Consider the following 13,311-nt stretch of genomic DNA (forward strand, 5'->3'; position numbering starts at 1 on the left):
TATATATGGCGAAACGGCGCTCTTCCCTCGGCTTCCTCGGCGTGTTCGGCCGTTCGGGCGATTTGCGCCAGCTCGACGACGCCTTGCGTAAGGCCGACTTGCATCCGGCACTGGTGCCTGAGGGCGTCAAGCTCACCATCGTCAACCTGATGAAGGATCATTGGCCCGAGGAGCCGCCGCCTCAGGCTTATCAATCAGTGGCGCAACTCTGCGGCTATTGCGTCGCCGGACCGGAAACCTTCGAGCGGGCCAATGGCAGGGAGCACACTTTGGAAGCCGAGCGCCGCATCGAGGCCGCGCTCGAAGCCGGCGACAGCCTCGATGCGCAGATCGTGCTGTTGACGCTGCATGGGAAGCTGATCAACGCCGAAGTCGTCGAGCGCTATGGGCTGCGTGCGGAGTGATCTGCGAGAGCGGAAAGATCAGCCGCCCATCCTGTTGCGCGGCAGCTTGATCATCTCGCCGAAGCGCGCGCGCAGCTTGTCGTCGACGAGCCGCGACACATGGCGCGGAAAGCGCTCGGCCAGCACGCGCTTTTTCTCGGCGATCGCCCGCTGCAAAATGTCGGGCCGGCCCTTCTCATTCCATTCCTTGGGCGAGAAGCGATCGCCGACTGCGGGATAAAAATATTCGGTCTGCATCAGCTTCAAAGTCTGCTCGTTGCCGAGATAATGGCCCGGGCCCTTGAGGCAGACATCGGCGATCGTGTCGATCGACAGCGCCTCGTCCGTCACCTCGATGCCGCGCACGCATCGCAGGCAGTGGCCGAGCATGTCGTTGTCGATGATCAGGCTTTCGAGACAGAAGCCGAGCAGCGAGGCATGCATGCCGGCCGATTCATAGATGAGGTTGAGGCCGGCAAGACCGGCCATCACATCGGTGATGCCTTTTTCATAGCCGGATTGGATGTCGGGCAGCTTCGAATCCGTCATGCCCGCGGCCGAGCCGCCCGGCAGGTCGTAATATTGCGCCATCTGGGCGCAGGCCGCGGTCAACACGGCCTGCTCGGCCGAACCGCCGGACATGGCGCCGGTCCGGAGGTCGGAGACGAACGGCCAGGTGCCGAAAATCGCCGGATGGCCGGGCTTGATGGCGTTGACATAGACCAGGCCCATCAGCACTTCGGCCACCGCCTGCACGACGGCGCCGGCAATCGCGGCGGGAGCCGTGGCGCCGGCCTGGCCGGCCGACAAGAGCAGGATCGGAATCCCGCCCTCGACGCAGGCTTCGAGCACGCCGCAGGCGTCCTCGGCGAACTTCATCGGCGGCACCACGAAGCAGTTCGAGTTCGACACGAAAGGGCGCGCCCGGAAATTCTCCTCGCCGCCGGCGATCGCATAGAGCATTTCCAGCGCCGGCTTGACGTTCTCTCGCACGGTGAACGAGGTGCCGACATGCTTGGATGTCCCCAGTACGCAGGCATAGAGCGTGTTGAAGTCCATCTCGAGCGGATCGGGAATATCGCGCGGCACCATGGTGCGCTGGAAGAAATGGATGTTGTCGAGCCCGTCGACGAGACGGGCGGCGTCATAGATGTCCTGCAGCTGCGATTCGCGATATTCGCGCTTCTCGACATCGACCAGATGCACCGCCGCGCCCGCCGTGCCGTAGTGCACGCGTTTGCCCTGGATCACCATGTCGTGCTTGGGATCCTGGCCGTGGAGCGTGAAGTGGCGCGCCGCCTTCTTGATAGTGTCGAGCACCAGCGCGCGCGGCAGGCGGATGCGGCCGTCGTCGCCGTAGGTCGCCCCGACCCGGGTCAGCGCCTCGATGCAGGAGGGGATGGCGTTGGCGAAGCCCACCGTCTCCAGAAGCGTCAGCACCGCTTCATGGATGCGTTCCTTGTCGTTCTGGCTCAATGGCCCGTAGCTGCCGCCTTCGAGGCCGGCTCGCACCGGACGGATATCGTCTGCGAGCGGTGCTGCCCGCATCGCGCGGCGCGCTTCGCGCCCGCCGGACCGCCGCGAACGCTGGTCCGACGTCGTTTCCTGCTTCTCAAGAGCCACTGACATGGAAAGCACTCCGCCTTTGCTTTTTCAGGGGCAGGATGCGCGGCGGTTGGTCCACCATCGGCCTGCCTCGTCCCCTTTGTGCCTCGACTATGCCGTCGGCATTGGCACAGCCTATGAGCCAGTCAATCCCGTCGAATATGCCAGGATGCTAAAGCCTCGAGGCACGCCAAAATAAAAGAGCCGGCAAAAACGCCGGCTCCTGATGTGGCAGTCCGTGGTGATCAGGCGGCAGCGGGCCTGCGGCCGGCGGCTGTGGCGAGCTCCCGAATCCCGGGCTCGATGTGCTGCAGCGAGATCGAGGAGATGCCCAAACGCATGAAACGCGAGGGCTTTTCGCTGCGGTCGAAGAACCGGTCGCCAGGTTCGATGATGACGCTGCGCGAAGCGGCCGCTTCGGCGAGCCCTCGTGAATCGGTACCGCGCGGGCCCTCCAGCCACAACGACGTGCCTCCCGCCGAGTCGGTCGAGCGCCATTCTGGCAGGAAAGCGGAAATCGCATGGACCAGACGCTTGCGCCGCTCGTCGAAGGCGGCGGAGAGCCTGCGCACCAGCGCCTCGTGATGGCCGAGCGACAAAAACAGCGCAACGGCGCGCTGGTTGTTTGCCGGCGGGTGCCTGAGCATGAAGCGGCGCAACGCGCGAAGCTCGGCAATCAGTCCTGCCGAAGCGACGATGTAGCCGAGCCTCAGACCCGGAGCCAGCGTCTTCGACATCGAGCCGACATAGATGACGCGGCCCGAGCGATCGAGGCTCTTCAGCGCCTGCTGCGGCGCCTCGTCGAGAAGCTGGCTGTCATAGCCGTCCTCGATGATGATCTGGTTGTTGCGGTTGGCGCGCGCCAGCAAATCCTGCCGCCGCTCGGCGGACAACGGCACCATCGTCGGGCAATGATGGCTGGGCGTGACGAAGACAAAGCCGGAATCGCTGGGAATCGCCGAGGTCACGATGCCCGACTGGTCGACCGGGACCGGCTGGATATCTGCGCCGGCGAGCCGGAAGATCGAGCGGGCATCCGGATAGCCGGGGTCTTCCATTGCCACCTTCGAGCCCTTGGTCATCAACAGCGAGGCGAGCATATAGAGCGCGTTCTGCGCGCCCAGGGTCACGATGATCTCGTCCGGATTGGCGAAGATGCCGCGGCGCGGCAAAAGCCGGGCCTGGATCTGCTCGATGAGCAGCGGATCGTCCCGGTCGACCATGTCGGATGCCCAGTTGCGGATCTCCAGCACCGCGAGCGCCATGCGGTTGCACTCGCGCCATTCCGCGGTCGGAAACAGCGCCGGATCGAACTGGCCGTAGACGAACGGGTAGGAGGACTTGATCCAGTTGTCGTGCTTGGCCGGCGGCGGCATGTCGCTGGCGGCGATCTGCCGACGCGCCTTCCAGTCGATCTCATTCTGCTGGTCGGGCGCCTTCTGGTGCGGCTTGGCGGGGGTGGCCAGCACTTCAGGGTTGACGAAGTGGCCGCGCCGCTCGCGCGCCACAAGAAAACCTTGGTCGACCAGCTGCTGGAAGGCAAGCACCACCGTGCCGCGGGCTACGCCCAGTTTTTCCGCCAGAATCCGGCAGGATGGCAGCGGCATCGAAGCGGCGATCTGCCGGTCGAGGATGGCTGCGACGATCGCCTGGCGGATCTGTGCCTGGAGAGTTTGTCCGGATTCGGCCGAAATCCGGAACAGGCCGGACCATATGGCCGTGTCATTGCGCTGTGGCATGGGAGATCATCCTCGGATGGCCAGCTGTTTTCACTTGGCTGGACCAGTCGAGTGTAGGGGTGGCACAAGGGGTTGCGCCAATCAATTTTTCTGATCGCTGGGATTTATGCCAGTGATCCATTGGTCACGAAAGGGGCGCGTCCGCCAGAGAAGCGGATGTTGCGGGGCATCATAAAAGCGTGATGCAGTGCGTCACTGCCGCGCTTGAACGAAACGGAAATCCGGCTCAATACAATGTCGCGACGACACGCGCCGGAAACATCGGGCCTGTTAAAATGGTCTAAAAACCCGCCAGGAGCCACCATTGGATCAGTCAGCCTTCGACAAGCAGGTCACCGCCCTGCGTGAGCAGCGCGCGGCAGCCAAGGGCACGATGCGCGAAGCCTTCGCCGCCGATCCCAAGCGCTTCGAGAAATTCTCCGCCACAGATGGGGATCTTCTGCTCGACTGGTCGAAATGCGCGGTCGACGCCGACACGATGGCAATGCTGGAGACGCTCTCCGGCGCCGCCGACCTCGAAGGTCGACGCACCGCGATGTTCGAAGGCAAGAAGATCAACATCACCGAAAACCGCGCCGTGCTGCACACGGCGCTGCGCAATCTGACCGGCAAGAGCGTCGTGGTCGATGGCCAGGACACCAAGGCCGATGTGATCGCCGTGCTCGACGCAATGGGCGCCTTCGCTGATGCGATTCGCTCCGGCGAGGCGGCCGGCGCCACCGGCAAGAAGATCACCGACATCGTCAATATCGGCATTGGCGGCTCGGATCTTGGCCCGGCGATGGTGACGTTGGCGCTCGCTCCCTACCATGACGGCCCGCGTGCGCATTATGTCTCCAATGTCGACGGCGCCCACATCCACGACACGCTGAAGGGCCTGTCTCCCGAGACGACTTTGTTCATCATCGCCTCCAAGACCTTCACCACTGTCGAGACGATGACCAATGCCGAGACGGCGCGCAGATGGGTGGAAAAGGCGCTGGGCAAGCAAGCGATCGGCAAGCATTTCGCCGCCGTCTCGACCGCGCTCGACCTAGTGGCCAAGTTCGGCATCGCCTCCGACCGCGTCTTCGGTTTCTGGGACTGGGTCGGCGGCCGCTACTCGGTCTGGAGCGCCATCGGCCTGCCGGTGATGATCGCCATCGGCCTGCGCAATTTCCGCGCCTTCCTCGACGGCGCGCATGAGATGGACGAGCATTTCCGCTCGGCCCCCCTGCAGGAGAACCTGCCTGTTTTGCTGGGGCTGATCGGCTGGTGGCACCGCGTCGTCTGCAAATACCCGGCCCGCGCCGTCATTCCATACGATCAGCGCCTGTCGCGCCTGCCGGCCTATCTGCAGCAGCTCGATATGGAATCGAACGGCAAGAGCGTGACACTGGACGGCGGCGCGGTGGCTACGCCGACCGGCCCGCTGGTCTGGGGCGAGCCCGGTACCAACGGCCAGCACGCCTTTTTCCAGCTTTTGCACCAGGGCACCGATTTCATCCCGGTCGAGTTTCTTGCCGCAGCCGTCAGCCACGAGCCCGAGCTGAAGACCCACCACGATCTCTTGCTTGCCAATTGCCTGGCGCAGTCGGAAGCCTTCATGAAGGGCCGCACGCTGGAAGAGGCGCGCGCGCAGATGCTGGCCAAGGGCATGAAGCCCGCCGATGTCGATCGCATCGCGCCGCATCGCGTCTTTTCGGGCAACCGTCCGTCGCTCACCATCCTCTACCGCAAGCTTGATCCGCGCACGCTCGGTCGCCTGATCGCGCTCTATGAGCATCGCGTCTTCGTCGAGGGCACGCTGTTCAACATCAACTCGTTCGACCAGTGGGGTGTCGAACTCGGCAAGGAACTGGCGACAGGCCTGCTGCCTGTCGTGGAAGGCAAGGAGACTGCCGCAAAACGCGATGCCTCGACTGCCGGATTGGTGGCTCATATCCACCAATTGCGTGGCGCGGAGTAAACGGATTGGCGGATATCAAGGGAATTCTGTTCGACAAGGACGGCACGCTTGTCGACTTCAACGCTACCTGGCTCGGCATTGCCGATTTCATGGCCATGGACGCCGCCGAAGGCGATCGCTGGAAAGCCGACAGGTTGCTCGCCGCCGCCGGCTTCGATTTCGTCAACAAGCGCTTCAAGCCGGATTCGATCTTTGCCTCGGGCTCGAACATGGACGTCGTCGAGCTCTGGTTCCCGCGCCTGTCGGAGGAGGACCAGATGCTGGCCGTCGCCCGCTTCAACGAGATCACTTCGGTTCAGGGCTCGTCGATGGCTGTCGCGCTGCCCGGTATCGTCGAATCGCTGCGGGCGCTGCACAAGCGATCCTTCCGGCTGGGCGTCGCCACCAACGATTCCACCAGCGGCGCCGAGAAAACGCTCGCCACGCTCGGTGTCGCGCAGCTCTTCGACGCCGCCTTCGGCTATGATGCGGTCGCGAACCCGAAGCCCGCGCCCGACACGGTCATCGCGTTCTGCGATCTGACGGGACTGAAGCCCGGCGAGATCGCCATGGTCGGCGACAATCGCCACGATCTCGAAATGGCGCGTGCCGGCGGCTGCGGCCTGGCGATCGGCGTGCTTTCCGGCACGGGCACGCGTGACTCGCTGTCGCCGATGGCCGACGTCATCCTGGATTCGGTCGCCGACCTGCCGGATTTTCTCGCCGCGCGGATGAGTGTGCCGGCGGGCTGATCAGGGCTCGCTGGGAAGGAAGGCAAATACCCCGCTCGGTTTCGGCGCGCTACCGCCGTTTCCGCCGACATCAGGCACCTGATACTCGCCAAGCAGGCGAAGCCGCCGCCTGGGTAGCCAGGCGCGGCCCGGGTCGCCGACCAGCACCTCGATGCCCGCGGCAAGGCAGCGGTCGAGGAAGGGGACGATCCGCCGCGCGACCGCTTGCCCGTAGAAAACGTCGCCGGCGAGCACAACGTCGACCGATGGCGGCGGACCGGCGCTGATGTCCTCGCCGATTATGATGATGGCGACGCCGTTGGCCTCCGCGTTGAGGCGGAGCGCGACGATGCCGTTGCGGTCGATCTCCGCCGCGGTCACTTCCCTAGCCCCGGCTCGCGCCGCGGCGATACCGACAAGGCCGGAACCGGCGCCGAGGTCGAGCACGCGCCGGCCCGCAACGGTTGACGGCCGGTCGAGAACATAGCGCGCCAGCACTGCGCCGCCCGCCCAGGCATAGGCCCAGTAGGGCGGCTGCGGCTCGGCCGCGTGCTCATGCGAGCCGTCCTCCGGTTCCAGCAGCCGCCTCAGCCCGCTGCCGGGATGGGCCGTATAGAGCCGGATTTCAGGCAGCGACGGCACCGGCTGAAGCCGCATGTTCGCCTTGATGAATTCGGCGGGATCGAGGTCGGCGCGATGTATTGGCGTCAGGCCGGCAACATTTTCGTTCAAATCTGCTCCCGCAACGCGCGCCGCAGGATCTTGCCGACCGGCGTCTTCGGCAGTTCGGCGCGGAATTCGATGTATCTCGGCCGCTTGTAGCCGGTCAGGTTCTCGCGGCAATAGACAGTCAGCGTCTCGATGGTGAGCGCTGGATCCTTCCTGACCACGAACAGCTTCGGCACCTCGCCGGAGTGCTCGTCCGGCACGCCGATCGCCGCCACTTCGAGCACGCCCGGGTGCTGCGCCACGACTTCTTCCAGCTCGTTCGGATAGACGTTGAAACCGGAGACCAGGATCATGTCCTTCTTGCGGTCGACGATCTTGGTGTAGCCGCGCTCATCCATGAAGCCCATGTCGCCCGACTTGAAGAACCCGTCCTTGGTCATCACCTTGGCGGTCTCGTCAGGCCGGTTCCAGTAGCCGGCCATAACCTGCGGACCCCGGATGCAGATCTCTCCGACTTCCCCGAGCGGCACGTTGTTGCCGTCGTCGTCGCGGATGGCGATCTCGGTCGATGGCAGCGGCAGGCCGATCGTGCCGGTAAAGTCGCTGGAGCTGAACTTGTTGGCGGTCGCCACCGGCGAGGTTTCGGAAAGTCCGTAGCCTTCGCTCACCGGACAGCCCGTCAGCGCCTTCCAGCGCTCGGCCACGCCTTTCTGCACCGCCATGCCGCCGCCGAGAGTGAGGATCAGCGGCTTGAAGTCGAGCTTGCGGAAATCCTCATTGTTGAGCAGCGCGTTGAACAGCGTATTGAGGCCGGGAAAGATGTGGACCGGGTATTTCTGCAGTTCTTTCACGAAGCCCGGAATGTCGCGCGGGTTCGGAATGAGCACGTTCTGCGCGCCTTGCTGCATGCCCATCAGCGCGTTCACCGTCAGCGCGAAGATGTGGTAGAGCGGCAGCGCGCAGACGAAGTTGAGATGCCCCGGCTTCGGCTTGACCGTATAGGCGTCCTCCACCCAGAGCGAATTCTGCGCCACGTTGGACAAGACGTTGCGGTGCAGCAGCGTCGCGCCTTTCGACACGCCGGTCGTGCCGCCGGTATATTGCAGGAAGGCGATATCGTCGCCCGACACCGCCGCCGGCTTGAAGGCGCTTGCCGAGCCCGCCTTGAGCGCGGCGTTGAATTTGACGTGGCCGGGCAGCGACCAGGCGGGAACCATCTTCTTCACCCGCCGCACGACGAGATTGACGATCGCGCCTTTCAGCCCGCCCAACATGTCGCCCATCGCCGCGACCACGACATGCTTGACCGGCGTCCTGGCGATCACCGCCTGCAGCGTGTTGGCGAAGTTCTCCAGAATGACGATGGCCTGCGCGCCGGAGTCCTTGAGCTGATGCTCCAGCTCGCGCGGAGTGTAGAGCGGGTTGACGTTCACCACCGTGAAGCCGGAGCGAAGCACGGCCATCATCGCTACCGGGTATTGCAGAACATTCGGCATCATCAGCGCCACGCGCGCGCCCTTCTCCAGACCCTTCGACTGCAGATAGGCGCCGAAGGCCGCCGAAAGCCGCTCGAGCTCGGCATAGGAGATCGACTTGCCCATGCAGACGAACGCCGGGCGGCTGGCGAACTGCTTGCAGGCGCCGACAAGGAAGTCGCCGATGGAATCGTAAGGCAGCGGACCGATCTCCCCCGGCATGTTCTTCGGATAGTTTTTCAGCCAAGGCTTTTCCGGCAAGCCTGCCGCGAGTTCCGTGATCGCCTTGGGCAGCCGCCTGGCCGATCCCGAGGCCGTCTTTGCGGCCGCAGGCCTGGCGGTCTTTGCGGTTGCAGCCTTGGCGGCGGATTTGGGGTTCGTCTGTTTTGCAGCGGCAGCCGGTTTCACAGTGGTCTTCGGCTTGGAGCCGGCCTTCGCAGGTGACGGCGTTTTGGCTGGCGAAGCGGTCTTGGAAGATGAAGCCTTGGCCGCGCCCGCATCGACGGGCGCGGCTTTGGCTGTTGCCTTCGCCGGGGGCGTTGTCTTTGCTGCTTTTGCCACCAAATCCCTCCCTGGTGTCCTGGTCTTGCTGCTTGCGCCGCATCTCTTTCCGATTTCGGAAGCGTTCCTCCGCTGCGGCCGATTGCGGATTCCAAGAAATCCGGCCTAACGTCTATGTATTGCCTCTATCGGCGGCCGTGCAAGTCTTGCCCCAGCGGCAGCGGCGGAAAGATTTGCCGGCGAAATGTCATTCCTGGACGCCTCCTTCGGCGCGTCCCGACGAGGACCTGGGATCGCAGGCAGGAGCTCCTCGTTCCATTTCGGAAGAGGCTCAATCAATAAAAAAATGCGGTTGTTAACATTAGCGTGAGCGAAAAATTCTGCTCATTTTTTCTTCTATTTGAGGAAAATGCGGATTCTTTTCCTGCTTACCGTGGGGTACGCAAACGGGGTGTTCCAAAGCCCCAAAAACGGTGCTTATATGCGCGCTTCGCGAGCCTGATAGAGGGGCTTGGAAGAACATCAGGGAGTGCTCAATGAAAAAGACAATGACTTTTGCAGCCGCGTTGCTGGCTGCAAGCGTCCTCGGCGGGATGGCCAATGCAAAGACGCTTGTCTATTGCTCGGAAGCGTCGCCGGCCAATTTCGATCCGGGTACGACGACGGGCGGCAACGACTTCGACGCTTCGTCGCGCACGGTCTATTCGCGCCTAGTCGAGTTCAAGCATGGCGGCACCGAGATCGAGCCCGGCCTCGCCGACAAATGGGAAATCTCCGACGACGGCCTGGTCTATACTTTCCACCTGCACCCTGGCGTGAAGTTCCAGACCACCGACTATTTCAAGCCGACCCGCGACCTCAACGCCGATGACGTCGTCTTCTCGTTCGACCGGCAGTTCAACAAGCAGAATCCGTGGAACGGCGAGAAGTATCTGCCGAACCTGACCTGGGATTACTACACCGGCATGGACATGCCGAAATACGTCGCCAAGTGGGAAAAGGTCGACGACCTCACCGTCAAGCTGACGCTGACCGAGCCGAACGCGCCGATGCTGGCCAATCTCGGCATGGACTTCGCCTCGATCGTGTCGAAGGAATATGCCGACCAGCTCGAGAAGGAAGGCAAGATGGCCGACTTCTCGACCAAGCCGATCGGCACCGGGCCGTTCCAGTTCGTCGACTATCAGCTCGATTCGGTCATCCGCTATGCGGCGAACCCCGACTACTTCAAGGGCAAGGAGAAGATCGACGATCTGGTCTTCGCCATCACGCCTGACGCGACCGCCCGCATCCAGAAGGTGCTGGCCGGCGAATGCGATGTCGCTCCCTATCCGAACCCGGCCGATATCGCCACCATCAAGGCCAACAAGGACGTGACCCTGATGGACCAGGCCGGCCTCAACATCGGCTACATGAGCTACAACACCACGATCCCGCCGCTCGACAAGCCGGAGGTTCGTCACGCGCTCAACCAGGCGATCGACCGGGAAGCGCTGATCAAGTCGCTGTTCCAGGACGCTGGCGCGACGCCGGCGCAGAACCTGATCCCGCCGACCATGTGGTCGTGGAACAAGGATGTGAAGTTCGATTCCTATGATCCGGAAGCGGCCAAGAAGGTGCTGGCCGACGCCGGGCTGAAGGAAATCCAGCTCTGGGCTTCCGACCGCGTTCGTCCTTACAACCCGAACTTCCAGCGCGCGGCTGAGCTGATCCAGGCCGACTGGGCCAAGGTCGGCGTCAAGGCCGAGATCGTCAACTACGAGTGGACCAAGTATCGAGAGGAAGGCAAGAAGAAGGAGCGTCCCGGCGCCTTCCAGATCGGCTGGACCGGCGACAATGGCGATCCGGACAATTTCTTCGCCACCCTGTTCGCGTGCTCGGCCATCGGCGTCTCGAACTACTCCAGCTGGTGCGACAAGGACTTCGAGGACCTGATCCAGAAGGCCAAGAAGACCAGCGACCAGGGCGAGCGCACCAAGCTCTATGAGCAGGCCCAGGAAATCTTCGCCAAGCAGGCGCCGGCCTTCCTGCTGGCTCACAGCCAGGTCTATGCCGTTGTCCGCAACAACGTCAGCGGCTTCAAGATGGACCCGCTCGGCATTCATCGCTTCGACGGCGTTGACAAGGCCGAGTAATATTTGCGAACGGGGCGGCGCGAATTGTCGCCGCCCCATTCCATTTCACGATGCTCAGATATCTCCTCAACAAAATCGCACTTCTGATCCCGACGCTCGTCGGCATCACCATCTGCGCCTTCGCCTTTGTCCGGCTGCTGCCCGGCGATCCGATCCTGGCCATGGCCGGCGAGCATGGCGTCACCCCCGCCCGCTACGAAGAGCTCAAGGAACAGTTCGGCTACAATCTGCCGGTCTGGGAGCAGTATGCGCGCTATGTCGGCGAGGTCGCGACCGGCGATTTCGGCGTCTCGATTTCCTCCAAGCGCCCGGTGCTCCAGGAGTTCAAGACGCTCTTTCCGGCGACGCTGGAATTGTCCTTCTTCGCCATGATCTTCGCCATGGCGATCGGCATCCCGGCCGGCATATTCGCGGCCGTCAAACGCGGCTCATGGTTCGATCAGTCATTGATGGGCACCGCGCTGGTCGGCTATTCCATGCCGATCTTCTGGTGGGGCCTGCTGCTCATCATCTTCTTTTCCGGCTATCTCGGCTGGACGCCGGTGTCGGGCCGCATGGGCCTGCAGTTCTTCCTGAAGCCGATCACCGGTTTCATGACCATCGACAGCATTCTCTACGGCAAATGGGACGCGCTGCGCTCGGCGCTCAGCCATCTCATCCTCCCGGCGATCGTGCTCGGCACGATTCCGCTGGCGGTGATCGCGCGCCAGACCCGTTCGGCCATGCTCGAGGTGCTCGGTGAAGACTATGTCCGCACCGCCCGCGCCAAGGGCCTTTCCGCCGCCCGCGTCATCGGTGGGCACGCACTTCGCAACGCCCTGATCCCGGTCGTCACCACGATCGGCCTGCAGGTCGGCACGCTGCTTGCCGGCGCCATCCTCACCGAAACCATCTTCGCCTGGCCGGGCATCGGCAAGTGGATGGTCGATTCCATCTTCAAGCGCGACTATGTCGTCGTGCAGTCAGGTCTGCTTTTGATCGCACTTATCGTCATGGCCGTTAACCTCATCGTCGACGTGCTTTATGCCGTCATCAACCCGCGCATCAGGGCGGCGTGATGAGCCAGTCGACCGAAATCGCCCCGATGGCCGCCGGCAGCCCGGACCGGCTGACCGGCTTCAAGACCTTCTGGCACTATTTCTCGGTGAACCGCGGCGCCGTCATCGGCCTGGTCGTCTTCATCCTGCTGGTGCTGGCGGCGCTCTTTGCGCCGTTGCTCGCGCCCTATGCACCCGACGTGCAGGACAAGACCGCCTTCCTCAGGCCGCCGGCCTGGCAGGCGGGCGGCAGCTCGCAATATATCCTCGGCACCGATCCGGTCGGCCGCGACATCCTCTCGCGCCTGCTCTATGGCGCGCGTTTCTCGCTGCTCATCGGCGCCGTCGTCGTCACGCTGGCCCTCGTCGGCGGCATCACGCTCGGCTTGCTGGCAGGCTATTTCCGCGGCTGGGTCGACGTCGCGATCATGCGCGTCATGGACCTGATCCTGGCCTTCCCGTCGCTGCTTCTGGCGCTGGTGCTGGTCACCATTCTCGGGCCCGGCCTGTTCAATGCGATGCTGGCGATCTCGCTCGTCCTGCAGCCGCATTTCGCCCGCCTGGTGCGCGCTGCCGTGATGGCCGAGAAGAGCCGCGAATATGTCGTAGCTGCCAAGGTCGCCGGCGCCGGGCACCTGAGGCTGATGCTCAAGACCATCCTGCCGAACTGCCTGGCGCCGCTGATCGTCCAGGGCACGCTGTCCTTCTCGAACGCCATCCTGGAAGCCGCAGCGCTTGGCTTCCTTGGCCTCGGCGCGCAGCCGCCGACGCCGGAATGGGGCACCATGCTGGCCTCGGCGCGCGAATTCATCCTGCGCGCCTGGTGGGTGGTGACTTTCCCCGGCCTTGCCATACTTATCACGGTGCTCGCCATCAACCTGATCGGCGACGGCCTGCGCGACGCGCTCGATCCGAAGCTCAGGAGGTCGTGATGGCATTGCTCGATATCCAGAACCTCGTCGTCGAGTTCCAGACCGCCTCCGGCCCGTTCCGCGCCGTCGACGGCGTCTCGCTCCGTGTCGACGAGCGCGAGGTGCTCGCCATCGTCGGCGAATCCGGCTCCGGCAAGTCGGTGTCGATGCTGGCGGTTATGGGCTTGTTGCCCTGGA

Annotated in this window: 12 protein-coding genes; 8 read left to right on the forward strand and 4 right to left on the reverse strand. The window is 63.6% G+C overall.

Translation table 11 applies throughout. The features are described from left to right. Positions 1-5 precede the first annotated feature (5 nt). Positions 6-404 (forward strand): hypothetical protein, encoded by a 399-nt coding sequence (locus EOA49_RS02305; protein ID WP_127239648.1) that lies wholly within the window; start codon positions 6-8, stop codon positions 402-404. 18 nt (positions 405-422) lie between these two features. On the opposite strand, the gene EOA49_RS02310 is transcribed toward EOA49_RS02305, so the two are convergent. Both EOA49_RS02310 and EOA49_RS02315 read right to left on the reverse strand, forming a co-directional pair. Further along, positions 423-2,012: a trimethylamine methyltransferase family protein gene (locus EOA49_RS02310; protein ID WP_127239647.1), complete on the reverse strand. Its 1,590-nt coding sequence runs from the start codon at positions 2,010-2,012 to the stop codon at positions 423-425. A 221-nt stretch (positions 2,013-2,233) separates the two neighbouring features. Further along, a complete protein-coding gene (locus tag EOA49_RS02315; RefSeq protein WP_040974759.1) occupies positions 2,234-3,727 on the reverse strand; it encodes a PLP-dependent aminotransferase family protein in 1,494 nt (497 codons plus the stop codon). A gap of 304 nt (positions 3,728-4,031) precedes the next feature. Between EOA49_RS02315 and pgi the strand changes: the two genes are divergently transcribed. Together pgi and EOA49_RS02325 are read left to right on the forward strand one after the other, a co-directional pair. Then, positions 4,032-5,675 (forward strand): glucose-6-phosphate isomerase, encoded by a 1,644-nt coding sequence (gene pgi / locus EOA49_RS02320; protein WP_127239646.1) that lies wholly within the window; start codon positions 4,032-4,034, stop codon positions 5,673-5,675. 5 nt (positions 5,676-5,680) lie between these two features. Further along, positions 5,681-6,406 (forward strand): HAD family hydrolase, encoded by a 726-nt coding sequence (locus tag EOA49_RS02325; RefSeq protein WP_095799277.1) that lies wholly within the window; start codon positions 5,681-5,683, stop codon positions 6,404-6,406. Here EOA49_RS02325 and EOA49_RS02330 read toward each other — a convergent pair whose 3' ends face one another. Continuing rightward, positions 6,407-7,117, reverse strand: a complete 711-nt coding sequence (locus tag EOA49_RS02330; protein WP_067003636.1) for a 50S ribosomal protein L11 methyltransferase — start codon at positions 7,115-7,117, stop codon at positions 6,407-6,409. Next, positions 7,114-8,823 carry a long-chain fatty acid--CoA ligase gene (locus tag EOA49_RS02335; RefSeq protein ID WP_245460490.1) on the reverse strand — a complete coding sequence of 570 codons (1,710 nt, stop codon included), beginning with the start codon at positions 8,821-8,823 and terminating at the stop codon, positions 7,114-7,116. Before EOA49_RS02335 ends, EOA49_RS02330 begins: the two co-directional genes overlap by 4 nt. Here EOA49_RS02335 and EOA49_RS33275 point away from each other — a divergent pair. The 5 genes from EOA49_RS33275 to EOA49_RS33280 all read left to right on the forward strand — a co-directional run. Beyond that, complete coding sequence (locus EOA49_RS33275) at positions 8,807-9,199, forward strand: hypothetical protein (RefSeq protein WP_245460489.1); 393 nt, start codon at positions 8,807-8,809, stop codon at positions 9,197-9,199. The genes EOA49_RS02335 and EOA49_RS33275 overlap by 17 nt on opposite strands. A 367-nt stretch (positions 9,200-9,566) precedes the next feature. Further along, on the forward strand, positions 9,567-11,165 hold the full coding sequence (locus EOA49_RS02340) for an ABC transporter substrate-binding protein (RefSeq protein ID WP_067003638.1): 1,599 nt from the start codon (positions 9,567-9,569) through the stop codon (positions 11,163-11,165). A 50-nt stretch (positions 11,166-11,215) separates the two neighbouring features. Beyond that, complete coding sequence (locus EOA49_RS02345) at positions 11,216-12,223, forward strand: ABC transporter permease subunit (protein WP_127239644.1); 1,008 nt, start codon at positions 11,216-11,218, stop codon at positions 12,221-12,223. A gap of 26 nt (positions 12,224-12,249) precedes the next feature. Next, on the forward strand, positions 12,250-13,134 hold the full coding sequence (locus EOA49_RS02350) for an ABC transporter permease subunit (RefSeq protein ID WP_245322339.1): 885 nt from the start codon (positions 12,250-12,252) through the stop codon (positions 13,132-13,134). Then, positions 13,134-13,311 (forward strand): ATP-binding cassette domain-containing protein (locus EOA49_RS33280; protein WP_127243028.1); only part of this gene is annotated, 178 nt, incomplete at its 3' end. The genes EOA49_RS02350 and EOA49_RS33280, both read left to right, overlap by 1 nt.

This window comes from Mesorhizobium sp. M1A.F.Ca.IN.020.04.1.1 (genome assembly GCF_003997315.1).
GTDB lineage: Bacteria > Pseudomonadota > Alphaproteobacteria > Rhizobiales > Rhizobiaceae > Mesorhizobium.

Bases quoted from the DNA above. Each gene is read 5' to 3' on its own strand.
- EOA49_RS02305 (WP_127239648.1), top strand. From the start codon at position 6: ATGGCGAAACGGCGCTCTTCCCTCGGCTTCCTCGGCGTGTTCGGCCGT.
- EOA49_RS02310 (WP_127239647.1), bottom strand. From the start codon at position 2,012: ATGTCAGTGGCTCTTGAGAAGCAGGAAACGACGTCGGACCAGCGTTCG.
- EOA49_RS02315 (WP_040974759.1), bottom strand. From the start codon at position 3,727: ATGCCACAGCGCAATGACACGGCCATATGGTCCGGCCTGTTCCGGATT.
- EOA49_RS02340 (WP_067003638.1), top strand. From the start codon at position 9,567: ATGAAAAAGACAATGACTTTTGCAGCCGCGTTGCTGGCTGCAAGCGTC.
- EOA49_RS02345 (WP_127239644.1), top strand. From the start codon at position 11,216: ATGCTCAGATATCTCCTCAACAAAATCGCACTTCTGATCCCGACGCTC.
- EOA49_RS02350 (WP_245322339.1), top strand. From the start codon at position 12,250: ATGGCCGCCGGCAGCCCGGACCGGCTGACCGGCTTCAAGACCTTCTGG.